The organism is uncultured Microbulbifer sp. (assembly GCF_947504145.1).
Lineage (GTDB): Bacteria > Pseudomonadota > Gammaproteobacteria > Pseudomonadales > Cellvibrionaceae > Microbulbifer.
The window spans coordinates 1,165,053-1,189,702 of record NZ_CANNGQ010000001.1; the positions used below are offsets into that span (position 1 = coordinate 1,165,053).

Sequence of the window (24,650 nt, forward strand, 5' to 3'; positions counted from 1 at the left end):
AACCACACGGAGTAAGTCACCCTGGCGACTCTCGTAGGGAGCGCATACCGATAACGACAGGAGGGCTGCATCATGGCAAGAATTGCCCCTGAAATTGGCAGCTGGTTTGAAAATTTCGATAGTGGCGACCTGTTTGAAGTGGTGGCCGTCGATCACCCTTCCCGCACGATCGAGATTCAGTATCTCGACGGCTCACTGGATGAAATTGATTTTCAAAATTGGCCGCGTCTGCCAGTAATTGGCGCAGCAGAGCCGGAAGACGCCAACGCCGGCTATGGCACCCTGGCAGAGGAAATGCAGGACGACGAAGACGCGGGTTTCCGAAGCCCGATTCTGTCACCGGCACAAACGGCCATCGACCGACTCGAGGGCGAGTCGTTTCCGGGCACAGATGAAGGTTTCTGACATTTCCTGCAAATGGCCGGAGCAAATCGCTCAAACTGCTCTCCGAAAATTCGACAATGCCCCCCAACGCTGATTCCGGAAACCCGATACTCCGGCATCAGCGACTTCTCGCAAAAAATAAAACTCGCAAATCTTTTCGAACCCTTTTCAGAATCGTTTCGCACCCGGTCTGACCCACCCAGCGCCAGTCCTTCCCCCAATTCGACTCACCTGCCCGCCAGTATTTGCGCACCCGCCAAATCTGTATATAATCACAGCACCTGTATATAAATACAGACTCCGGGAAAAACAGGAAGAACCCATGACGAACCTCACTGCCCGTCAGGCCCAGGTACTCGAGCTGATCAAAACCTATCTGGACGATACCGGCTATCCGCCCACCCGTGCAGAAATTGCCAAGCAGCTCGGATTCCGCTCTCCCAACGCGGCGGAAGAACACCTGAAAGCGCTTGCGCGCAAAGGCGCTATCGAAATGGTAGCGGGAGCCTCGCGCGGTATCCGTATTCCCGATTACAACACCGGCCTACCGATCGTCGGCCGGGTTGCCGCGGGTAATCCGGTACTGGCGGAGGAAAATATCGAGGAATATTGCGAGATTCCCGCGGAGTTTTTCCACCCACCAGCGGATTACCTACTGCGGGTACACGGCATGAGTATGAAAGATGCCGGTATTCTCGATGGGGATTTACTGGCTGTGCAGCGCACCGACAATATCCGCAACGGACAGATTGTGGTGGCACGTATAGAGGATGAGGTAACGGTGAAGCGTTTCAAGCGCCGAGGCAACCAGGCCACAGTTCAGCTGCTGCCAGAGAACGAAGACTTCAATGTCATTGAAGTGGACATGCGCGACAAGCACTTCGCGATTGAGGGGCTGGCGGTGGGTGTGATTCGGCAGAATCCAGTCTGAACCCTCATCCGACATGACGCATAAAAAAACAGGGCCGTGGCCCTGTTTTTTTATGCGTCAAAATCGATGCGAGAACTGGTCAGTGGATGGTGTGCTCAGTCAGATCCACATCTTCCTCCTCGAAGGGCTCCGGCTCCAGCGCATTGATATCCTGTACCGCCTCAATCCCCGCCTCCAGCATGGCGCGCGCAATGGTCACCTTGTGCTCGCGGAGGAAGTCGAGGCTTTCTGCAGAAAAATGGATACGCACCAGCGGATCATCCTTATGACCGGCGCGCCGTAACGCCACATCACCATTGGACAACTCGATGATTTCGTAGGTCTCAGAAGACATTCATTTCTCCACTCACTTCCCGGAAAGCCTGCGTCCAATGCAATAGACGACACAGTGCGATTTCGGGCAGTGTACCACAGGGACAAGCGATTATTGAGCGGACAAACAGGGATCCCTTGGTGGGAGAATCACCACTCCTCGCCGTGGGCCCGCTGGCGTTGCACCAGCTCATTCATCGCCCGTAGCCAGCTGGTCAAGGCCTCCCGACTGAGGGGTTCTGCAGCGGTCTGATCAAGCTGCTGCACCGGGATCAGGCTTTGCACTGCGCCAGGGCCAGGGCCAGGGTCGGACGGCGACATCGAGATGCCGCCTGCAGGCCGCCACAGCGCCTGCCAGGCCAGTTCCATACTGCGAAACCAGCTATCCGGATTCTCCCCCAGACTGACCAGCTCATTGACCTCGGCGCTGAATTTCCCCCGCGCAGCCACCAGCTGAGCAAGCGCCTGTGCCGTTTCCGGCTCGCCGCCCGGGCGAAATCCCAGCTGCAACTGATGACCCTGTTCCGCGAGAAACGCCCTGTAAGCGCGCCACAGCTGCACCAGTGCCGCTTCCTGCAGCGCAGTATCCAACAGGGCCTGCTGGCTACCCGCTTCCCCGGACGCATCCGGGGAGTGCAGGATCAGCTGGGTTTTTCGCAGTGCCGATGCCACTGCACCGGTATAAGGATTACTCACCAGGATTACCTGCCTGCGTTACTCAATCGTTGTTTTTTGGGGCCGCTGCCTTTTTAGCCGCGGCTTTTTTCTTCGCAGGGGCTTTCTTGGCAGCTGCCTTTTTCTTCGCCGGGGCTTTTTTCTTCGCGGGCGCCTTCTTCGCTGCGGGCGCCTCTACCTGCCACTTGCCATCGCGGTAGAAGGCCTTCCAGCCAGTCGCTTTGCCCTCTTCTTCAGACTGTACATACTGCTCCTGGGTCTTGCGACTGAAACGCACCACGGTATCGCGGCCTTCGTTGTCTTCCGCGGGAGCGGAAAACAGGAAGGTGTACTTGGGATCGATCTCGTCCTTGTGCGGCAGCAGTTCCTTGATCAGGGGCGCGCGAGTCTCACGATTTTTCGGGAATTGGCTGGCGGCGAGGAACAGGCCGGAGGCACCGTCCCGAAGAATGTAGGTGTCGTCCACTTTCTCACAGGGCAGTTCAGGCATCGGCACCGGGTCCATCTTGGGTGGTGCCGGCTGGCCGCTCTTCAGCAATTTGCGCGTATTTTTACACGTTTCACTGGTGCAACCGAAGTACTTGCCGAAGCGGCCAGATTTCAATTGCATGTCGGCGCCACACTTGTCGCACTCGATCACGGGGCCATCGTAACCCTTGATTTTGAAGGTGCCTTTTTCCACTTCAAAACCGGTGCAATCCGGGTTGTTACCGCAGATGTGCAGCTTGCGCTGTTCATCCACCAGGTAACTCTCCATTGCCGTGCCGCACTTATTACAGCGGCGCTTTTCGCGCAGCTGGCGGGTCTCCGCGTCTTCATCTTTGTCGGCATCAACCGCTTCCTCACCGGACACCAGGTTCATGGTGTTGGTGCAGCGCTCCTTGGGCGGCAGTGCGTAACCGGAACAACCGAGAAAAACCCCTGTAGAGCCGGTGCGGATCTGCATATGGCGGCCGCACTGGCTGCACGCGATGTCGGTATCCGTCGGCGTGTTGCGCCGCATACCACCATCTTTGTCCTGGGCAACTTCGAGGCGCTTGCTGAAACCGGAATAAAATTCATTCAGCAGGTCTTTCCAACCGCGCTCGCCTTCGGCCACCGAGTCCAGAGACTCTTCCAGATTGGCGGTAAAGCTGTAGTCCATCAGATCGGTAAAGCTTTCGCTCAGGCGATCGGTGACGATGTCACCCATTTTCTCCGCGTAGAAGCGACGGTTTTCCAGGCGCACGTAACCGCGATCCTGAATGGTGGAAATGATTGATGCATAGGTGGACGGGCGACCGATGCCGCGCTTCTCCAGCTCTTTCACCAGCGCCGCTTCGCTGAAACGCGCCGGCGGCTTGGTGAAGTGCTGCTTGGGATCCAGCTGCTTCAGGTTCAGCGTTTCACCGACCTTGATGTCCGGCAGGACCAGGTCTTCGTCTTTCTTGCTCTGTGCTGGCGCGACTTTCAGGAAACCGTCGAAGCGGATCACGCGGCCGCGGGTGCGCAGCTCATAATCGCCCGCGGTTACCACAACCGAGGTGGAGGTAAACTGTGCCGGCGTCATCTGACAGGCCACGAACTGTTGCCAGATCAGGGTATACAGACGCTCAGCATCGCGCTCCATTCCAGACAGCATGTTCGGTTTGACGCGCACATCGGACGGGCGAATCGCTTCGTGCGCTTCTTGCGCGCCCTCTTTGCTGCTGTAGCGATTGGGATTCTCCGGCAGGTATTTATCGCCGTAATTCTCACCGATAAATTCGCGTACAGAAGAGACCGCCTCGGCACTCAGATTGGTAGAGTCGGTACGCATGTAGGTGATGTAGCCCGCTTCATACAAGCGCTGGGCCATCATCATGGTTTTCTTCACGCTGAAGCTGAGGCGATTACTCGCTGCCTGCTGCAAAGTGGACGTAATATAAGGTGCACTAGGCTTGGAGCTGGTGGGCTTGTCGTCCCGGGCCGTCACCTTGTAGTCGCTGGCCTGTAGCGCCTTAACAGCGGCCATTGCCTGCTCTTCATTGACGGGCTTGAACGCTTCACCGGCCTGCTTTTTCACTTCCAGACGCAGGGCATCGGACTTGGCGGTTTGCGTGTCCGCAAACAAGGTCCAGTACTCTTCGGGGATAAACGCGCGGATTTCCCGCTCGCGCTCCACCACCAGTTTTACCGCTACCGACTGTACACGGCCGGCAGATAGACCGCGGGCCACTTTTTCCCACAGCAGCGGCGAAACCATGTAACCCACAATACGGTCGAGAAAACGACGCGCCTGCTGCGCATTTACCCGGTCAATATCGAGCGGGCCCGGATCCTGGAAGGCTTCCTGAATCGCGGACTTGGTAATTTCGTTGAACACGACGCGGCGATAACGCTGTTCGTCCCCACCAATCGCTTCCCGCAGGTGCCAGGCAATGGCCTCCCCTTCGCGGTCCAAGTCCGTTGCGAGATAGACGTGATCAGCATTGGCGGCGAGCTTGCGCAGTTCGTCCACCACCTTTTCCTTGCCGGGCAAGATTTCGTAGTGGGCTTCCCAGTTGTGGTCCGGGTCGATCCCCATGCGCTTGATCAGCTGTTCGCGGCTTTTCTTGCGCTTGTAAATCTCTTTCTGTTCCGGAGAAAGCTTGCGGGTTTCCGCCGCGCGGCGGGCACGCTCTTTGGCATCCACCGGCTTTTTGTTGGAGGCGCCAGTGGGAAGATCCCGGATATGACCGATACTGGACTTCACTACAAAGTCCTTTCCGAGATACTTGTTGATTGTTTTTGCCTTCGCCGGCGACTCGACGATGACCAGTGATTTACCCATAAGCTTTTGATTTTTAATAGAAAATTTACTGCTTTCGCACCTTCGGCAGCAGCCGAATTCAACTGTGCGCTGCGCGAATATATATGCTTCGCCCCCAGTGCGGTCAAGCAAGCGTCACAAATTGATGACCCAATTGTGCGCTCGGTAACCGTTTGTGACCGGCTATCTGACCCTTGGTTCACACCGAATCGGATAGGGCTTGGCCACGCTTCGCGGCCAAGCCATGTCCACAGCGAACCCCTGGGCGCGGTTAATTGCGACCGCTAAAAAAGTAGACCACTTCTGTTCGGCAAGCGGTCAAATGTGTGGATCCTGCGAATCCGCGCCCTCCTCCTGCCGGGCCGGCTGGCGGATTGCTTCCTCTATTACCGGCCGCATTGAGGCAAGCGCCTCCTGCAGGGCCGCCAGGCCCTTGTCTCCGCTGCGCTCGTGCCACTGCACGCCCAGGCCGCTGTCATTTGCGTAGACCGCGGTGGCGTCCGCCGGCAGCATGCCCAATAGCTCTTTCAGTGGAGCTTTGGCCGGTTGCGGTGCCTCGCGGCCATTACGCCAATCCCACACGCCGTCAAAATTCACTTCGTGCGCCATGCGCTGCAGTTCCAGCGCCCAGCCCGCCTGCAACCGGCGGGGATTCCGCCATTGGGAAAAATACACCGCGGCATTCCCTTTGGGCTGTGAATCCGGCAGCGCCTGAATCTGGACTTTAAGACCAGAAGTAGCGGCCCGCTGCCTCAGTTCAGCAAGTTTACGATCCCGGCTGCTGGGCTTGAGCCAGAATACCGGGCCGATAACCAGTGCGACGGCAAAAATGATGATGACGATGGGCAACCAGCTGGCCATATGCAGATTCTTCCGTGTCGAGTTAAGCTTTTTTGCCAGCAACAGCAGGCAAATCGCCGTTGAGGGCGCGCATTTTTCCCCGCAACCCGGTGGTTGTGTCAAGTCCGTTTTTTTAAAGTAGACTCAATAGAAGCACCGGGGCCGATTGATTCCCCGGCCTGTTCACTGAAATTCACCGACACTGCGGGGGCCAAATGTCAGGCTATAACAATATTCTGGTTGGACTGGACCTTTCTGAAGAATCCTCACAGGTACTGGACCGCGCCGCGGAAATTGCCAGGCACAGCAACGCAAAAATGAGCCTCGCGCATATCATTGAGCCGCTCACGTTTGCCTATGGTGGCGATGTGCCGATGGATCTGTCCGAGGTACAGGAACAACTGCAGAATCAGGCAAAAGAGCAACTGCACAAAGCCGCCACCAACCTGAATATTCCCGCGGATCGCCAGCACGTGATGCTGGGACAGCCGGCCACAGAAATTCACCGGCTTGCGGAAGAAACGGGTTGCGACTTAATCGTGATTGGCAGCCACGGCCGCCACGGCCTCGCCCTGTTGCTGGGCTCCACAGCCAATGGCGTGCTGCACGGCGCCGGGTGTGATGTACTGGCGGTACGGGTGCATTCACCCGGGGAATAACAGAAGCAAAAAAAACGGGGGCTGTTAAAGCCCCCGTTTTTACTCACTCACATACTGTCCAGTTCTGCCCAGCGCTCAAACGCTTCTTCCAGCGCTTCCTGCAGGTCCGTCAGCTTCTGCAAGCGGGCCTGCACTGTGTCGTTGTCCTGCTGGTAAAAATCCGGGGCCGCCACCTCTTTTTCAAACGCCGCGATTTCTGTTTCCAACGTCTCGATTTTGCCCGGCAATGCATCCAGCTCGCGCTGCAATTTATAACTGAGCTTTTTGTTTTTTTCCGCTTTCTGGGGCTCTTCCGCAGGCGTAGGGGTCGGCACATCGGGCGCCTCTACCGCGCTGGACTTGCGCGCCTTGAGCTGCTCTTCGGCACTGATAAAACGCCCGCCCTGGCGCACAAAATCGTGGTAACCACCCACGTACTCCCTGACGATGCCATTGCCCTCGAAAGCCAGGCAACTCTCCACCACATTGTCGAGAAAAGCCCGGTCGTGGCTCACCAGCAGCACAGTGCCAGAGAACTCCATCAGCAACTGCTCGAGCAGCTCCAGCGTCTCCACATCCAGGTCGTTAGTGGGCTCATCCAGCACCAGGATATTGGCAGGCTGGCTGAACAGTTTTGCCAGCAGTGCGCGGTTGCGCTCACCGCCGCTCAATGCCCCCACCTTGGTGCGCGCCTTCACCCCGGTAAACAGGAAGTCACTCAGGTACGACATTATGTGGCGGGTACTGCCGCCTATTTCGATATTTTCACGCCCCTCGGCGATGTTATCGACAACAGTGAGGTCCGGGTTCAGGGTATCCCGACGCTGATCGAAGTACGCCACCTGCTGCTTGGTCCCCAGACGGATATTGCCACTTTGAGGCTCCAGGTCCCCCAGCAACAGGCGAATCAAGGTACTCTTGCCGGCACCGTTCGGGCCGATCAGACCGACCTTATCGCCCCGCATCAGGGTGAAGTCCAGATCCCGAACCAGCGGCGCGGCATCCCCTTCAAACCCGAAGGTGACACCCTTCAGCTCCGCCACCAGCTTGCCGGAGCGTTCCCCCGAATCCAGTGCCATCTTTGCCACACCCTGTCGCTCGCGCCGTGCCTGGCGCTCTTTGCGCAGAGACTGAAGTGCGCGCACGCGGCCTTCGTTGCGGGTACGGCGGGCTTTGATGCCCTGGCGAATCCAGGCTTCTTCCTGGGCGAGCTTTTTGTCGAACAGCGCGTCGTTGCGCGCCTCTTCTTCCAGCAGTTTTTCTTTTTCCTGCTGATAGCGATTAAACGGGCAGTTGAACACCCGAAGAATACCGCGATCCAGATCCCACACCGAGGTGGCGAGCCGCTGGGCCAGCGCCCGGTCGTGGCTTACAAACAGCAGCGCCCCGCGGTAGGTGGCGAGGAACTCCTCCAGCCACTCCACCGCGGCAATATCCAGGTGGTTGGTGGGCTCATCGAGAATGAGCAGGTCCGGCTGAACCACCAGCGCGCGAGCCAGCGCGGCGCGCCGCTGCCAACCGCCGGACAGGTCCATTACCCGGGCACTTTCATCCAGGTCGAGCCGATCCAGTACGGCATCGATGTTGGCGAGCAACTCCCAGCCGTGGGCATTTTCAATTTTTGTCTGTAGCGCCGGGTCCAGAGTATCGCGGTAGTCCGACAACCAGATGCCAACGTCGCCCAACCCCTCGGCTACGTAGCGATATACGGTATCTGTGCAATCCTCCGGCAGCGCCTGCTCAAGCGTAGCCAGCACCATGCCGCTCTGACGAATTATCTCACCCTCGTCCGGGTCACCCTTGCCGCCAATCAGGCTCAGCAAGCTGGACTTCCCCTCTCCGTTACGCCCCACCAGGCAAATACGATCTCCGCGTTCTATCTTGGCGTTGACACGATCCGCCAATACCTGAACGCCATAGCGCAAACACACGCCATCCAACTGAAGCAACATAATTAACAACTACAATAGTTTTGGGTGAAAAAGGACATTTTACGCTTTATTCTCCTCCCTACGAATAAGCGATTTCTCAATCGGGTTTTTAGTATGTCGATTGGCAGCACAGGACTCGCCATTCTCTGCGCAGCATTGTCGGTATCCAGTCTTGCCGGCGCCGGCCTGGCACATGGACAACAATCCGCCAAAGCGAGCCGTACCGCGCCTGCGGCGGGGCAACTGCCTCGGGCGGAAAGTAAGGATACCAAAGCCGCCAAGGCCGCCGTGGCACAGCGAGAAAAACTGCAAGAGGCCCGCCTGGCCATTGCCCACAATGACCAGAACCGGCTGAAGCAGCTAAAAAAAGAGCTGAAGGATTATCCGCTGCTCCCCTACATCGACTACTGGGCGATCAGCAAAAAGCTCTCGCGACTCCCCTACGACGAGATCGACGCGTTTCTGGACGAACACGATGGCACTGCCATCGGCGACTGGATGCGGGTGCGCGTGTTGCGCGAGCTCGGCGGCCGCGAGCGCTTCAAGTCCTACCTGAAATATTACGATCCAGAAAAAATTCGCCGCACTCAATTGCGCTGCTACTACGTCGATGCACTGTCCCGCTATGGCGACAAACAGGAGGCTTACGCGCTGATCGAAGAGTTGTGGACAGTCGGTGCCTCGCAGCCCAAAGAGTGCGACCCTGCATTCAACCGCTGGATACGCGATGGCGGCCTCACTCAGGACCGGGCCTGGAAACGCCACGCCCTCGCCGTCCGCTCCGGCAACCTCGACCTCGCCAGCTTCATCGCCCGCAAGCTGGACAAAGACCGCGCCAAGCGCGCGGAGCTGATGCGCTCGGTGTACCGCAAGCCAGAGCAGATCCTCAATTACGACCGTTTTATCCAGGACAACCCAGAATACCGGGATATTGTCACCATCGGGTTGCGCCGCCTGGCCTCGCAAGATGCGGAGAAAACTGGCCAGGCTTGGCAACGGTACAGCGCGAGCTTCCTGTTCAGCGACGACGAGCGCGATCAATTCCTGCGCTATCTCGCACTACAGTTTGCCCGCCAGGATGACCAGAGCGGCCTGAAAACCCTGATCAAAGCCAACCCCGGGTTTTTCGATTTACGTACATCCGAATGGCTGATCCGCCAGTCTCTGCGGGAAATGGACTGGGCACAGGTAGAATTCTGGATCGACCAGCTGCCGGAGACGGACCAGAACTGGGACCGCTGGCTTTACTGGAAAGCCCGCGCCATCAACGAACAACTGGCCGCCAGTAAAAAGAACAATGCGGAGCGTTCGGCGCTGGCGCAGCAGCTGTACCAGAAAGCGGCCGAAGAGCGCAGCTACTATGGCTTCCTCGCTTCTGACACCCTGGGCAAAGACTACAGCTTTGTGGACCGCCCCGCGCCCATCACCCCGGAACTGGTAAAAAAAGTTGCGGCCCTTCCCGCAATGCAGCGGGCTGAAGAGCTGCAAGCCATCGGCGAGTTCTACCACGCCCGCCGTGAGTGGAACTACGCGACCGACGAAATGACCACCGAAGAATTGATGACCGCGGGCAAGGTGGCCAGCGCCTGGGGTTGGTACCACAAATCGATTCAGTCGATTCTCGCCGCGGATTATCTCGACGACCTGGAGCTCCGCTTCCCACTCGCCTTCTCCGATATCGTCAGCGATGTGGCCGGCCGCATGGGCAAGAAAACCGCTCTCGACCGCTATCTTGTGCTCGCGGTGGCCCGCCAGGAAAGCCACTTCAGCCACGACGCCAAATCCCATGCCGGGGCAATGGGGCTTATGCAACTGTTACCATCCACCGCCCTGGCCACCGCGCGCAAGGCCGGCGTCCCCTATCGACGCAGCTGGGATTTGCTGAACCCCAACACCAATATCAGCCTCGGGTCCTATTACCTGAATTCGCTGCTGAAACGATTCGATAACAACCGCTTCCTCGCCGCCGCCGCCTATAACGCCGGCCCCACGCGGGTGTCGCGCTGGCTGAAAGACACGGACAAAAAGCTGCCTTTTGATGTGTGGATCGAAACCATTCCCTACAGCGAAACCCGCAAGTACGTGCAGAACGTATTGTCGTATTCGGTGATTTACGCATATCGCAGTGGCAACAAGGCACCGCTGCTCAGAAAGAATGAAGCAGAAGCGAAGCTCTGAGTTACGGAAGGTATATTGATTAATTCAGGCGAGCCCGAAGCCACGCTTCGAGCTCGTGAGAAGTGAACGGCCAGCACAACACATCATCGGTATCCCCAAGACCCACCACCGGGATACTCCAGCCAAACAGTCGGCTCAACTGCTCGTCGTCGGCAATATCCACCGACTCAAGCTGCAACTGGAATTGTGCCAGCTGCGGCCAGATTTCCACCTTGGCCTTTTCGCAAAGGCTACAGCCGAGGGTGGTGTAGAGAATCAGGGGTCGGTCAAACACAGCGCTTCCAATTTCACTCGTACTGCAGGGGCTAAACCAGCCCCTGCCCCTGTGCCCAAAAATAGCCAGCCACTGCCGCACCCGCCACCAGCAAACCCACCCAGATCCATCCGCTACTGCCGGCTGCCGCCGAATCACCGATATAGCTCTGGGATGGTGCCGCCTCTGCAGTGGATGCCGCTTTCCCGCTGTCGCGCACACGGTCGCGCTGCATGGCCTGATCCAGGGCCGTACTCTGGCGCGCCGCATCGGGCATGGTGACCGCCTGGCGCACCGTGGTTTTGTCGATATCGTCCGCCGGGCCCACAACACTGAAACTGAGGCTGTCGAAGCGCAACTCGTCTCCCCGCCGCACCCGGCACTCGGTCACCCGCTGGTTGTTGAGGAAGGTGCCGTTGGCGGAACCCAGGTCCACCACAAACAGCAGCCCCTCACGCACCTCCAGGCGCGCGTGGCGTCGGGAGAGGTGCGACATGGCGAAGGTCAGGTCGCAATCGTCGGAGCGCCCCACCACACTGGTTTCCCGCACCGGAAATACACGGCCGACAATGGCCGGGTGGTTAGCACGCAGGGCCCAGGCCACATTGGCACTGGCACCGGCGGCCTTGAGCCGGGTGATTTTGGGGTCCACCACCGCTAGGTTGCGATCCCCCACTTGCACCCGGTCGTTGCGCCGCAGCTTGCAGCTGCCCTCAACCACCTTGCCATTCACCGCCACCTGGCCGTCACCTGCCAGGCTGCGCAGCTCCAGCTCCTCGCCGTCCACCAGGATCTCCGCGTGGAGCTTGGCAATGGAGGCATCCGCCAGGGTGAGATCACACTGGTTGCCGCGCCCAATCGTCACTTTGGGGGCCACTAGCCACACGCTCTGCGTGGCATCTTTTACGTCACAAAGTTTCAGCATTGTCTGGCTTCCTTAAAAGCACGCAAAAGTGTACAATTTTTAACCAGCACTCAGATTGCAGAGTGCGCAGTTCCCAAAGATATGGATCAGAAGTTTATCACGGGCAAATTCATTGGCCTGTGATTCCGTTTGCAGCTTACAATGCCTGCAGGCTCTAGTATGGAAGTGTAGAAATCTGCAAGGATCGGCAAGATTTGGCGCTTTCGACAATAACGACAGGTAACAGGTAGTTGCATACCAGTGAGTGAAGCCAAAGTACGGGAACGCCCGAGCGGTGTGAGCCAGCCCGCCGTCAGCGCAGCGCAGCGTAGCGCCGGAGCCACCCACACCGGATATCGACGGGAACAGAACGAGGATGCATTCTGGGGTGATGAGACCCGGGGTATCTGGGTTGTTGCCGACGGCCTCGGTGGCCACCAGGCCGGTGAAATCGCCAGCCAGACCGTGGTCGAAGAAATCCAGCGCTCCTCCGCTACCGACCGCCATTACGAGCAGGCCCTGCGCCGGGCACACGCCCTCCTCATCGGCGACGAAAATACCACCACTGCCATGGGCACTACCGCCGTCGTGGTCGCCGAAGACGGCGGCTACTTTCATATTTATTGGGTCGGCGACAGTCGCGCCTACCTCTGGACACCGCCGGACCCGGCGCAAACCGATCCCCTGTTACCGAATGGCTCCCTCAAGCAATTGACGGTGGATCACTCCTACGTGCAGATGCTTGTGGACTCCGGAGCCATCAATCAGGAAGAAGCCGCCAGCCACCCGAACAAACATGTCATCACTCGCTGTATCGGCGGCTCCACCAACCCTACCCTGGAAATTGATCGCGCTTCTTTCTCGTGGAATGCGGGGCAAAAGCTGCTGCTGTGCAGCGATGGCCTTAGTAATGAAGTCAGCGAGGCAGAAATCTGCCAGGTACTTGCCGGCAACGCCGACAACCAGCGCGCCAGCGAACTGCTGATTGCCGCGGCACTGGACGCCGGGGGTCGCGACAATGTGACCGTTCAGGTGATCAGTTCCCCAGAAAATGCCACACAAGATTCTGAAAACCAGAACTCCCGCACACCCGCCAGGGAAACTGAGTCCCGCCAATTTTTTTCCAACCAAGGCACACTTGCTGTCAGAGTCGCTACACTTGCGATTATTTTTTCACTATGTGCTTTCGCGGCCTGGCAGCTGCTAAACGGATAAATTAGGAACGGGCTCGAATGGAAGTTGTCAGCAGCGGCACCGCCTCGCTGGAAATTCCCGGCTATCAGATCCTGAAGAAAATCAATCAGGGCGGCATGTCCACCGTCTACCTGGCCACCCAGCGCAGCATGGGGCGGCAGGTGGCACTGAAAGTCATGTCGCCGGTATTGAATGCCGACCCGATTTTCAGCGAACGCTTCCAACGGGAAGCGAACATCGTCGGCCAGCTTTCCCATCCCAATATCGTTGCCATTCACGATATTGGCCGCTATCGCAGCCTCAATTACATCGCGATGGATTACCTGCCCGGTGGGTCGGTGGCCGATTCCCTGACCAGGGGCGCGATCGAACCCCTCGAAGCACTGCATATCACCCGCCAGATTGCCATGGCGCTGGATCACGCCAGCAACAAGGGATATGTGCACCGGGATCTGAAGCCGGAAAATATACTGTTCCGTGAGGACGGTTCCGCGGTACTTACCGACTTTGGCGTAGCGCGCGCCGTTGCCCGCACCACGCGCATGACTAACACCGGCATGGTGGTGGGTACTCCACACTATATGAGCCCGGAACAGGCCCGCGGTGCGGCAGTTGATGGCCGCGCCGATCTCTACAGCCTGGGGGTGGTGTTTTACGAAATGCTCACCAGCGCGGTGCCTTTCCAGGCGGAAGAAGCCGTTGCGATTGCGATCAAGCACCTGACCGACCCCATCCCCCGCCTACCCGCCCGCCACTCGCTGTATCAAGGGCTGATCGACCGCTTTCTGGCAAAAGACCCGGATCATCGCTTTCAGCGCGGCCTGGATGTGGTGGATGCCATCGATCAACTGCTGGCCGCGCTGGACGGGAAAACCCCCGCTGGCAATACGAAGCTCAACAACACCTCCGTGCGGGTTTCGAGCCTGCTGCGCGCCCTGGTGATGACCCTCTATGGCACCCTGAGCGATCGCCTCAGTGCCAGCTGGGCGCGCTGGCGAGACAAACCCCTGCACCAGCAGCACCCCCGCGCCGAACAACAGACCATCATGCGCATCCAGCAGGTGATGCAACAAACCGCACCCGCCAAGCGTCGCTCCTGGCTGTTTGGCGGCACATTGCTCGCGAGTATTGCCTTTGCGTGGGTGCTGTTCAGCTTGTTCAGCAATAAATTCCAGTGGCAGAGTGAATCAGGGCTGGTCAACGAGGCGGTGGACATCACGTCGCAAATACTGCTGCCAGAACCGGTGGTTGAAAGCGCGACATCCAGCACGTCCCTTCCCGCGGAACTTCCGGGCCCCATCACCCCGCACACCAGTCAAACCAATCAGGTGCGGCCCGTGCTTCGCAGTGATCCAGCGCCGCGAACCTCTGCACCGGTAGTCGCTGCCGAGTCCATGCAAACAGCCGCTACAACGGATAGTGAATTGGCCCCAGAAGAGGTGGTGTCATCGATTAAGCAGGAAGCAGCCGCGGTAGAAGCAGAAACTATCGAAGCAGAGCAAGCTCCTCCCACTTATGCGCTGAAGGTCTCCGCCAACCCGCAGGACGCGCGCGTCCGCATCATGAATATTGTGCCGCGGTACACGCCGGGTATGGCATTGGAACCGGGGCGGTACGACATCGAGGTCAGCAAGGCCGGCTACAGTACCGTGCGCCGCTGGATCGAAATCAGTGCCGCTGACGTGAACCTTGCGGTGCAACTGGAGCGTAAATTCTTCCCGGGCAAAGGCTTCCAGTCACCGCTCAGTTCTGGCGGCAAGGGCCCGGAAATGGTGGTCGTGGCCCCCGGTAAATTCACCATGGGCAACAACAGCCGCCCCTTTACCAGCCCGGAACACAAAATATCCCTCACGCGTCCCTACGCAATTGGCACCCACGAAATCACCTTTCAGGATTTCGACCGCTACGCCAAAGCCAACGGCCGCGCGCTGCCATCGGATCAAGGCTGGGGGCGAGGAACCCGTCCAGTAATCAATGTGAGCTGGCAGGACGCGCAACGCTATGCAAAATGGCTGAGTGAAGAGACCGGCCAGAAATACCGCCTGGCCAGTGAAGCAGAATGGGAATTTGCCGCGCGCGCTGGCACAGACAGCCCCTTCTGGTGGGGCGATGGTAGCGCCAAGGGAAAAGCCAACTGCCGCCGCGGCTGTGCCAGTGAGTTCAACTCCCTGTTCACGATTTCAAGCGCGCCGGTTGCCAACTACAAAGCCAACCCTTACGGCCTGTACGACACCTCCGGCAATGTGGGCGAGTGGGTACAGGATTGCTTCCTCGGCGATTACACCAACCACCGCAGCGATGCGCGCCCCGTACAGCTGAAAAACTGCGAGCTGCGGGTCATCCGCGGCGGCTCCATGCGCGAACCCCTGCGCAATATCACGTCCGATTACCGCACCGGGCTCAGCGAGAAAGCCACCTCAAAAGAAGTGGGCTTCCGTCTGGTTATGGAGCTTTGATCTCCCACACATTGTGAATTTTCGGGTTGCGTTGAAAATCCTTGTCCAGCAATCTGGATGAGAGATTTTCAACCGAAAATTCTTCCTGTATCTCTCCATCCATTTTGAAGCTGCGCAGGTTGTTTGAAAACAACAGGGTGCCGCCCGGAGTCAGCAACGCCATACACTGGCGAATCAACACCCCGTGATCGCGTTGGATATCCAGTACACCCTCCATCTTGGCCGAGTTGGAAAAGGTCGGTGGATCCAGAAAGATGACATCGTAGTGCCCGCGGCGATTCTGTTGCGCCGCTTCCAGCCACTGCAGGCAATCCGCCTCAATCAGCTGGTGGCGATAGGCATCCATATTGTTCTGACGGAAATTGCGCTGCGCCCACGCCTGATACGTCTTGGACAAATCGACGCTGGTGCTTCCCGTGCAGCCTCCTAGTACCGCCTGCACCGTTGCCGTTGCCGTATAGCAGAACAGGTTCAGCAGTTTTTTACCGCTCGAGATACTCTTCAGGTACTGACGCACGGGGCGGTGATCCAGGAACAGCCCCGTATCGAGGTAGTCCCACAGGTTGATTTCAAATTGAGCGCCGTATTCCTCCGCCCAAAATGCCTGCGCGCTCTCCGCCGCGCCATGACCACGCTTCTGGTACTGGCTACCACTCTCCTTGTGGGAATGACGGCGGCGCTCCTTGATGGAAATATTGCGACTCGGCAGATCCAGCACATGGCGTGTGGCCCGCACCAGATCACTCAGACGCGAGCGCGCCTTTTCCTCGGGGATATTTGCCGGCGCGCGGTATTCCTGAATATGCGCGAACGCCTGCCCGTCTACCGACTGATACAGATCGATGGCGGCGGAGTATTCCGGCAGGTCCGCATCGTACAGGCGATAATTGTCGATACCGTTTTTCTTCGCCCATTTGCCCGTGGTGCGCAGGTTTTTCTGCAGGCGGTTGGCCACCATCTGAGCTTCTTCTGACAAGCGCGGCTTGATGCGCTCACCAGAGCCGCCCGCTTCCCCATCGCGCTGCTGATGGATTTCAAACAACAACAACTGGCTTGGCAGGCTGCCATTGAAAAGTTTGTACTGCTTGTGGGACCGCAGCGCGGTGGAATGGCACAGCTCCGGGTTGCCGGTAAAAATGGCCGCTTTCCAGCCGCCGAATTCCTGCTTCAGTTGCCGGCCCAGTTCCGCATAGGTCTCGCGCAAATCTTCCTGTTCACCGAGGCGCTCACCATACGGTGGATTGGTAATCACCAGCCCCGGTTTCACCGGCCTGTGGCTGGGCACCTTGAAGGCTGCCACCGGGCGGCAGCTGACCCGCACGTGCTTGTCGAGCCCTGCCCGGGCAATATTCGATTCCGCCGCAAACAGCACTTTCGCATCGGCATCGTAGCCGCGAATTTCCGGCAGTGATCTCTGCAAGCCTTCCGTGCGGCGTTGCAACGCCTCTTCTCGCAGCGGCAACCAGAGGTCATTCTGGTGGTTGAGCCAGCGTTCAAAGCCAAAGCTGTCGCGCATCAAGCCTGGGGCAATGTCTGCTGCGATTAACGCGCCTTCGACCAGAAAGGTGCCCGAACCACACATGGGGTCCAGCAGCGCCCCACCCTCCTCGGCGATGGCCGGCCAGCCGGCGCGCACCAGCAGTGCCGCGGCAAGGTTTTCCTTCAAGGGGGCGGCGCCAATATGGGTACGATAACCGCGTCGGTGCAGGCTGTCGCCGCACAGGTCGATCGCTATTTCCAGGCTGTCGCGGTGCAGGCGTAACATCACTGACAGATCGGGATCCCGCTTGTCGACATCCGGGCGCGCGCCGGTGGCCTTGCGCAACCGGTCCACAATCGCATCCTTGGCTTTTTGTGCACCAAACTGGCTGTTACGGATTTCCTGGTTAGTGCCGGAAAACTGGACCCAAAGCACACCGGTCGGGCTGATGTGCTCCTCCCAGGGAATGTCCACAACCGCCCGGTAGAGGCCTTCTGCGTCGGCAATTTTGGTTTGCCCCAGATTGAGCAGCACCCGGTTGGCCATGCGGCTCCACAGGCACACGCGATACGCCATGGTCAGGTCGGCATTGAAGCGCACCGCGGCGGGCTGCTCTCGCTCGACCGAGGCGCCGAGGCTGCGCAGCTCGTCGGCAAGTACGTTTTCCAGCCCCTTGGGGCAGGTGGCGGTAAAGGAATACTGGGCAGTCAAGGAATCAGTCTCTATGAATGAATGGGGATTCTGGAAGCTACAGGCCGGGCGATTTGGCCAGGCGACAGCTCTGGTAGCGCAAGGATACCGGAAAGCAGCACAGCATTCTTCCAATCCTCATGCACCAACAACACCATCTGCCTACCTAGACGGATTACACCTAAGCAGCGGCTTTTTCAGAAAATACGGGTTGTTCCGGCGCTCTGCTGAATCTGGTTTACTGCAACTCTTCTCGCTGAACCACTTCCACAATAAGCTGGTTTCAGCGAAGGGGGAAAACTGTTTAGCCCGATCGCGATTTCGGTCGACAGCTTCCAGATTCAACAAGAAATTCGAGGTACCCTATCTATGAAACGTCAAAAACGTAATCCCAACGATAGAGCTTTCCACAAAGGTTACGTTGCTGCCATGGAAGGAAGAAACCACGATAGCTGCCCACACGAGAATGGATCCCAGCATCAGGAATGGGTGAACGGCTGGCGTCAGGGCCGACAGGACTACTGGAATGGCTTTGGCCGTGCGGCCATTGCGCAGCGAATGGCCAATATGTAATTTACAAAAAATCCCGGAGTTTTTGCTCCGGGATTTTGCTTGGCACCTACTACTTGGCACCTACTAAATAACCACCAGCCAGCAATTATCAGACAACTATTTGCTAACCACCCTGCCCTTGTGGAATTCCGCAATGGCGGCGGCGGCTTCGCGAACCACCTCCGGTCCGCGATAAATGAAACCGGAATAAATCTGCACAGCTGTCGCCCCCGCGCGAATTTTCTCCGCAGCGGATTCGCCATCAAAAATACCACCGACCCCAATGATCGGAATCTCACCATTCAACGCCTCAGACAGTTTACGAATCACCTGAGTAGAGCGCTCAGTCAAAGGCCGACCACTGAGGCCACCCTCTTCACTGCCGTGCTCCAGGTTTTCCACTGATGACTTGTCGATGGTGGTATTGGTGGCGATAACGCCATCAATCTCGTGATCCCGCAGGGCTTTCGCCACATGATTGATCGCTTCTTCGTCCATATCCGGTGCGATCTTCACAGCCAGCGGCACATAGCGGTCGTGCTCTGCGGCCAGTGCATTCTGCTTTTCTTTCAGCGCTTCGAGCAGCTTGCTCAGGCTGTCGCCGAACTGCAGGTCGCGCAGGCCTTTGGTATTCGGGGACGAGACATTGGCGGTGATGTAGTCCGCGTGGGCGTACACCTTTTCCATACACAAGCAATAGTCATCCGCCGCCTTTTCCACCGGGGTGTCAAAGTTCTTGCCGACATTGATCCCGAGCACACCGGAATAACGACGACGCTTCACCCGCTCCAGCAGATAGTCCACGCCTTCGTTATTGAAGCCCATGCGGTTGATGATGGCTTCCGCTTCCGGCAACCGGAACAGACGCGGATGCGGATTGCCCGGCTGCGGGCGCGGAGTGACCGTGCCCACTTCGACAAAACCAAAACCCAGCGCACCCAAGCCATTAAACGCCTGGGCATTTTTATCCAGTCCTGCGGCCAGGCCCACCGGGTTCGGTAGGGTCAGCCCCATCAGCTCCACCGGATCATCCGGGATCTGGCTGGAAAACAGAGACATCAACCCCAGGCGCTCCGCCGCGCCTATGGCATCCAGGGAAAGATGGTGGGACCGCTCCGGGTCCAGCGCAAACAGGGCTTTGCGCAAATGCTGATACATGAGCTTCCTTTTCGTTCTCCCCCCACCCGGCCACAACCAGCCGCACAGGGATACTGTACTTGGGACAAACCGCTCCGGTGTACGTCACACCCGTTACACCGGAGGGCCCCGTATTGTACGGATTTCTACGACAGAATGCTGATCCAATCAGCCTGCCAGGGTCTCCTGATCGGCCGTGGCATTGGCGAGATACATCAATTCCCGCAGTGCCACTGTGAACATCGCAAAGTCTCCCTGGGGCGCAGACTTGAGGTCTGTAACCAGGTTCTCCCAGCGCTGTATGGGTTGCGCCATATGCGACTCCCAGCGCTCTACCGCAGTATCCACGTCAAGCCCGTCATCACCGGCCAGACGGAGGATATGGATTGCCAGGCGCGCAAGCTGGCTGTCGAGATCATCCATGCTGGTTTCACGCGCCTGCGATTCCCAGAAGGTACCTGCCGGCAAATCGATGATCTGATTGCCAAACCAGTAGAGCCCAAGCCTGTCCGCCAGCGCAAAGTAGGTTTTTGCTACCTCTTCTACCGGGCGATCACTAATCCGCGCGGAATCGGAAATCCCCACCGCGGAGAACAGATAGGTAGGCGAAGCCGCCAGCAGTGCCAGCTGCTCCGGCACCTTCGCGTCCAGCAGGAACTCCTGCCGCGCCCGCCACTCCCGCAGAGGCTCACCGCTCAACACTTGGGGCAGTGCACGAATCACCCGCTGTACCGGCTCCTGAAACAGTGCCCGCTCTTCCGCAGGATCGAGCACACCCCGGCGGTTGCGAATAAACCAGCGGGTAGCGCGGCGCACACGCCCGATCATCGAGTTCATCAACTGCAATTGCAGTTCCGCAGGTACCTGGTAATCGAGCGCCGCGACGCCCTCCTGAAACTCCGGCATCAGGTATACGTCCCGCGCGCTGGTATAGGCGGCGGCGATGGTGTCGATATCGGCACCGGTCGCGCTACTGATGCGATGGTAGAAGGTAATCCCCATGCTGTTGACCATTTCATTGGCCACCTGGGTGGAAACAATCTCACGACGCAGTTGATGGTCGTAAACCAGCGCTTCGTAACGGGCTACCAGTGCGGGCGGGAAGGCAGACTCTACCGAGGACTGCACATAGTCGTTGTCGATGATGTGCGCGTGCAGCAGCTCTTCTTTCAGCTTCACTTTCACATAGGAAATCAGCACGGACAGCTCTGGCCGTGTCAGGTACTGATGCTTGTTCTGGCGTTCATTCAGGGTTTCATTGTCCGGAATAAACTCAAGCGCACGGCGCAGACGCCCCTCTGATTCCAGCGCATTGATGGTGCGGCGGTATTCGTCAAAGCGGTCACCGACCTGGAAGGCAGCAACGCTCAGCGCACGGGTCTGGTTGTAATTGTTGTCCAGCACCAGCTCAGCAACGGACTCGGTCATTTCCTCCAGCAACTGGTTGCGCTGCTTGTCGGTGAGATCGCCATTGGCCACCACCTTGTCCAGTAGGATCTTGATATTTACTTCGTGGTCCGAGCAGTCCACACCACCGGCATTGTCGATGAAATCCGTGTTACAGCGGCCGCCATTGAGGGAGAACTCGATGCGCCCACGCTGGGTCATGCCCAGGTTGCCGCCTTCGCCAAACACCTTGCAGCGCAACTGATTGCCGTTGACCCGCAGGTTGTCGTTGGACTTGTCCCCCACCTGGGCATGGCTCTCGCTACTCGCTTTCACGTAGGTGCCGATGCCACCATTCCAGATCAGGTCCACCGGTGCTTTCAGCATCGCACTGATCAGTTCGTTGGGGGTCAACTGGTCTTCAGTAATGTCGAAGGCCTGTTTCATTTCCGGACTGATTTTTACCGATTTGGCACGGCGCTCGAAAATGCCGCCGCCCTTGGAGATCAGGCTCAGGTTGTAATCTGTCCAGCTGGAACGGGGCAATTCGAACAGGCGCTTGCGCTCGATAAAACTGGAAGAGGCATCCGGGTTCGGGTCGACGAAAATATGCAGGTGATTGAAGGCGCCCTTCAGGCAGATATGCTCCGACAGCAGCATGCCGTTGCCGAATACGTCTCCGGCCATGTCACCTACACCGATTACCGAGAAATTCTCGGCCTGCACATTCACGCCCATCTCGCGGAAGTGGCGCTGCACGGACACCCAGGCACCGCGCGCGGTGATACCCATTTTTTTGTGGTCGTAACCGTTACTGCCGCCGGAGGCAAAGGCATCCCCGAGCCAGAAGTCGTAGTCGGCAGCAATGCCGTTGGCGATATCCGAAAAGGTTGCAGTGCCCTTGTCGGCAGCCACGACCAAATAGGGATCGTCTGCATCGCGACGGATTACACGCTGCGGCGGAATTACCTCGCCATCTTTCAGGTTATCGGTGATATCCAGCAGACCACGGATAAACGTCTTGTAGCAGCTGATGCCCGACTCGATAAATGCTTCGCGGCTATTGTCCAACGGCGGCTTGCGCACCACGAAGCCACCCTTTGCACCACTGGGTACGATGACCGCGTTCTTCACATTCTGGGCTTTGACCAGCCCCAGCACCTCAGTGCGGAAATCTTCCAGGCGGTCGGACCAGCGCAGCCCGCCCCGGGCCACTTTACCACCGCGCAGATGCACACCTTCCACCTGAGGCGAGTAAACAAAAATCTCAAACTCGGGGCGCGGCTCGGGAATATTGGGGATATCCCGCGGGCTAAACTTGATCGAGATGTAATCTTTCGGCTGATCCTGTCCATCCAGCTGGAAGAAGTTGGTGCGCAGGGTGCCGCGGATCAGGTCCAGATAGCGGCGGATCACCTGGTCTTCGTTCAGGTTGTCCACGTTGTCGAGGCCGTCGTGAATCTTCTTGATCAGGCGCTCTACCCGCGACTGGTCCTGGCGGTCTGTAGCGTTGATGCGCGGATCAAACATGGCCCGGAACAGCGCCACCAGATTGCGGGTGATTTCCACATGGTTGGCCAGGGTGGCGGCGATATAGGACTGACTGGCACTGAACTTGGTCTGCTTCAGGTAGCGGGCGTAGGCGCGCAGCATGGTGACCTCGCGCCAGTTGAGGCGCGCCGCCAGTACCAGACGGTTGAAGGCATCGCTTTCGGCAACGCCATCCCAGATCGCCGCGAAGGCATCCTGGAACAGGGAGCGGGAAGCCTGGGCATCCACCCGGGTGGGCAAGCCGAATTCCAGATGGAATTCGTGCATCCACACATCCTGCTGCCCCTGCGGACGAATGGTGTACGGGAACTCGCCCATCACCCGCAGGCCGAGGTTTTCCAGCACCGGAATAACGTCGGACAAGGTCAGGCCGCAGCCCACGTTGAACACCTTGAAGCGCAGGCTGCCGGGCTCCGCGCCCACGGGCTGATAGAAGCTCATGGCAACGCGGTTATCTGCATTGAGCTCCTGAATGGAAATTACATCCTGCACGGCAATGCGGGGCTCAAAATCCTCCCGGTAGCCTGCGGGAAACGCCTGACCGAAGGTGCTGGTCAGGCGGCTGCCCACTTCTTCACCATGGGTTTCAATCAGGGACCTTTGGAATACGTCTTCCCAGCTGCGGGTAATATCCACGATTTGCGCCTCCAGTCGCGCTACTTCAAATTCCACCGGTTCATTGGGATCAATACGGAATACTAGGTGTACCCGGGCGAGAATCGATTCGGAAAAATACGTCGTAAAGTCGGAGTCCAGTGCGTGAATGGTGCGCGCAATGCGATCGCTGATCCGCTCACGTACCTCACTGTTGAACTGGTCCCGCGGCACATACACCATGGCACTGACGAACTTGCCAAAGGGATCTTTGCGCATGAACAGGCGCAACCGCGCGCGCTCGTTCATGGCCAGCACGCCGAGCGTCGTCTCGTAGAGTTCAGAGGTGCTGCTCTGGAACAGTTCATCGCGGGGAAAGGTGTCGAGAATCCGCTTCAGCGCTTTGCCGTCATGGCTGGTGGGTGCCAGGCCACTCTGCTCGATTACCGACGCGAGCTTGCGACGGATGATGGGGATTTTCGATGGGCTCTCAGTGTACACCGGCGATGTGTAGAGCCCCATAAACGCAGACTCACCGATTACTTCGCCGTTGGCGTCATAGCGCTTGATACTCACGTAGTCGGAGTACGCCGCCCGGTGCACCCGCGACTTCACTGAAGACTTGGCAAAGGTGAGGAAGTTGGGCCCCTGGTAAAATTTTTGCTTGCCCTCGTTGAAGGCGTATTCGGGAGTGGGCTCGGCCGGCTGCTGGAGATTCTTGAACAGTCCCAGGCGGCGGTTCTCCACCTCGCACAGCACTTTTCTGTCGCCCTGCTGACAGAATTCGTACTCGCGGTACCCGAGGAAGGTGAAGTTGCCATCGCGCATCCACTGCAGGAAGGCACTCGCCTCTTCCAGATTGGCGTCGTTGTCCGCAAGGCCCGCATGAAGCTGATCTTCCATGGCGGCACAGGTGTCCAGCATGGGGACATAATCATCTACCGCCAGCGCCACATCACCCAGGGTCTCTTTCAGGTCCCGCGCCAGCTCGTGGGCATGAGATGCAGAGGTATCCAGATTGATTTCCAGGTAAATCAGCGCCTCGCTACTCACCTTCGGATCGTCCTGACGCCCGGTTTCCTCCGTAAGACCTGGAGGCAGCAGTTGCTGCAGGCGGCCGTCGTCCCCGCGCTGCATGTTCATCACGGTACTTTTAATGGAATGAATGACCGTGTTACGCCGGTTTACGTCCATGCGCACGGAATCCACCAGGAACGGCATATCCCGCTGCAGCACGCACACTACTGTGTGGGAACACTCCCAGCCGTGCTCTTCAAGTCGTGGGTTGAATACCCGGATCTTCGGCGCCCCCGCGGTGCGCTGCTGGATGAAGTCCCAGCAGGTGTAGATACACCCGTACACATCCGCCAGACGTCGCCCCGCCAGATCCTCCAGCGGGTACTGATTCAGAAACTGCGCGGCAAAGGCCGCTACCGGGCCCGCCTTGTCGCCCAGCTTTTTCCCTATAAGCTCGCTGACCTGTGTCAGCAGCTCTTCCCGGCTGTCGGTAATGACCGTCGCCATATTCACGTGCTTCCTCCCATCAACGCGCAACCGCCATCGCGCGCAAGAATGCTACATTTGCTGAATCAAGGTAGAACAAAACGTCAGAATAATTGTCTACTCTGCCGCCTTTCGGTGGCCCGGGCGGGACCAGTGGTTGCCTCTCGGCGCTATGCCGCTAAAATCAACCGGCCCGCGAAAACCAGACAAGTAGCTATATATAAAGATGATAGATAGCCTCCCACCCCGGGCAGCGTATTGAAACAGGAAATCGGCAAAAGAAGTGACGAT

The 24,650-nt window shown here is 58.2% G+C and carries 17 protein-coding genes; 7 read left to right on the forward strand and 10 right to left on the reverse strand.

The features are described from left to right. The first annotated feature begins 72 nt into the window (after nt 1-72). Both Q1A74_RS05215 and lexA read left to right on the forward strand, forming a co-directional pair. Complete coding sequence (locus tag Q1A74_RS05215; RefSeq protein WP_299593043.1) at nt 73-405, forward strand: DUF6763 family protein; 333 nt, start codon at nt 73-75, stop codon at nt 403-405. 301 nt (nt 406-706) lie between these two features. After that, nucleotides 707-1,315 (forward strand): transcriptional repressor LexA, encoded by a 609-nt coding sequence (gene lexA / locus Q1A74_RS05220; RefSeq protein WP_299593046.1) that lies wholly within the window; start codon nt 707-709, stop codon nt 1,313-1,315. A gap of 79 nt (nt 1,316-1,394) precedes the next feature. On the opposite strand, the gene Q1A74_RS05225 is transcribed toward lexA, so the two are convergent. From Q1A74_RS05225 to Q1A74_RS05240, 4 genes are all read right to left on the reverse strand, one after another. After that, entirely contained in the window at nt 1,395-1,649 is a 255-nt protein-coding gene (locus Q1A74_RS05225) for a hypothetical protein (RefSeq protein WP_299593049.1), read from the reverse strand. Between the two features lie 128 nt (nt 1,650-1,777). Further along, nucleotides 1,778-2,323, reverse strand: coding sequence for a DUF6586 family protein (locus tag Q1A74_RS05230; RefSeq protein ID WP_299593051.1), 546 nt, complete (start codon nt 2,321-2,323; stop codon nt 1,778-1,780). A 22-nt stretch (nt 2,324-2,345) separates the two neighbouring features. Continuing rightward, nucleotides 2,346-5,093 carry a type I DNA topoisomerase gene (gene topA / locus Q1A74_RS05235; protein ID WP_299593054.1) on the reverse strand — a complete coding sequence of 916 codons (2,748 nt, stop codon included), beginning with the start codon at nt 5,091-5,093 and terminating at the stop codon, nt 2,346-2,348. Nucleotides 5,094-5,390: 297 nt separating this feature from the next. Beyond that, nucleotides 5,391-5,933, reverse strand: a complete 543-nt coding sequence (locus Q1A74_RS05240) for a hypothetical protein (protein ID WP_299593057.1) — start codon at nt 5,931-5,933, stop codon at nt 5,391-5,393. Nucleotides 5,934-6,127: 194 nt separating this feature from the next. Between Q1A74_RS05240 and Q1A74_RS05245 the strand changes: the two genes are divergently transcribed. Next, nucleotides 6,128-6,571: a universal stress protein gene (locus Q1A74_RS05245; RefSeq protein WP_299593060.1), complete on the forward strand. Its 444-nt coding sequence runs from the start codon at nt 6,128-6,130 to the stop codon at nt 6,569-6,571. Between the two features lie 47 nt (nt 6,572-6,618). Here the strand turns inward: Q1A74_RS05245 and Q1A74_RS05250 are convergent, their stop codons facing one another. Continuing rightward, on the reverse strand, nt 6,619-8,502 hold the full coding sequence (locus tag Q1A74_RS05250; RefSeq protein ID WP_299593063.1) for an ATP-binding cassette domain-containing protein: 1,884 nt from the start codon (nt 8,500-8,502) through the stop codon (nt 6,619-6,621). A 93-nt stretch (nt 8,503-8,595) separates the two neighbouring features. Between Q1A74_RS05250 and Q1A74_RS05255 the strand changes: the two genes are divergently transcribed. Continuing rightward, on the forward strand, nt 8,596-10,659 hold the full coding sequence (locus Q1A74_RS05255; protein WP_299593066.1) for a transglycosylase SLT domain-containing protein: 2,064 nt from the start codon (nt 8,596-8,598) through the stop codon (nt 10,657-10,659). A 19-nt stretch (nt 10,660-10,678) separates the two neighbouring features. On the opposite strand, the gene Q1A74_RS05260 is transcribed toward Q1A74_RS05255, so the two are convergent. Then, complete coding sequence (locus Q1A74_RS05260; protein ID WP_299593069.1) at nt 10,679-10,933, reverse strand: glutaredoxin family protein; 255 nt, start codon at nt 10,931-10,933, stop codon at nt 10,679-10,681. Between the two features lie 31 nt (nt 10,934-10,964). After that, nucleotides 10,965-11,837 carry an FHA domain-containing protein gene (locus Q1A74_RS05265; protein WP_299593072.1) on the reverse strand — a complete coding sequence of 291 codons (873 nt, stop codon included), beginning with the start codon at nt 11,835-11,837 and terminating at the stop codon, nt 10,965-10,967. A gap of 240 nt (nt 11,838-12,077) precedes the next feature. On the opposite strand from Q1A74_RS05265, the gene Q1A74_RS05270 reads away from it, so the two are divergent. Both Q1A74_RS05270 and Q1A74_RS05275 read left to right on the forward strand, forming a co-directional pair. Then, entirely contained in the window at nt 12,078-13,031 is a 954-nt protein-coding gene (locus Q1A74_RS05270; protein WP_299593075.1) for a protein phosphatase 2C domain-containing protein, read from the forward strand. 17 nt (nt 13,032-13,048) lie between these two features. Then, the gene (locus Q1A74_RS05275; protein WP_299593078.1) at nt 13,049-15,466 is read left to right on the forward strand and encodes a bifunctional serine/threonine-protein kinase/formylglycine-generating enzyme family protein; all 2,418 of its coding nucleotides are present in this window, start codon (nt 13,049-13,051) and stop codon (nt 15,464-15,466) included. On the opposite strand, the gene rlmKL is transcribed toward Q1A74_RS05275, so the two are convergent. Further along, nucleotides 15,453-17,657: a bifunctional 23S rRNA (guanine(2069)-N(7))-methyltransferase RlmK/23S rRNA (guanine(2445)-N(2))-methyltransferase RlmL gene (gene rlmKL / locus Q1A74_RS05280; RefSeq protein WP_299593081.1), complete on the reverse strand. Its 2,205-nt coding sequence runs from the start codon at nt 17,655-17,657 to the stop codon at nt 15,453-15,455. The two genes, Q1A74_RS05275 and rlmKL, sit on opposite strands and share 14 nt — an antisense overlap. Before the next feature lie 348 nt (nt 17,658-18,005). Here rlmKL and Q1A74_RS05285 point away from each other — a divergent pair, with 348 nt between their 5' ends. Beyond that, nucleotides 18,006-18,209, forward strand: coding sequence for a ribosome modulation factor (locus tag Q1A74_RS05285; protein WP_299593085.1), 204 nt, complete (start codon nt 18,006-18,008; stop codon nt 18,207-18,209). A 96-nt stretch (nt 18,210-18,305) separates the two neighbouring features. On the opposite strand, the gene Q1A74_RS05290 is transcribed toward Q1A74_RS05285, so the two are convergent. Beyond that, nucleotides 18,306-19,346 carry a quinone-dependent dihydroorotate dehydrogenase gene (locus Q1A74_RS05290; RefSeq protein ID WP_299593087.1) on the reverse strand — a complete coding sequence of 347 codons (1,041 nt, stop codon included), beginning with the start codon at nt 19,344-19,346 and terminating at the stop codon, nt 18,306-18,308. Nucleotides 19,347-19,493: 147 nt separating this feature from the next. Then, nucleotides 19,494-24,380 carry an NAD-glutamate dehydrogenase gene (locus tag Q1A74_RS05295; RefSeq protein ID WP_299593090.1) on the reverse strand — a complete coding sequence of 1,629 codons (4,887 nt, stop codon included), beginning with the start codon at nt 24,378-24,380 and terminating at the stop codon, nt 19,494-19,496. Nucleotides 24,381-24,650 lie beyond the last annotated feature (270 nt).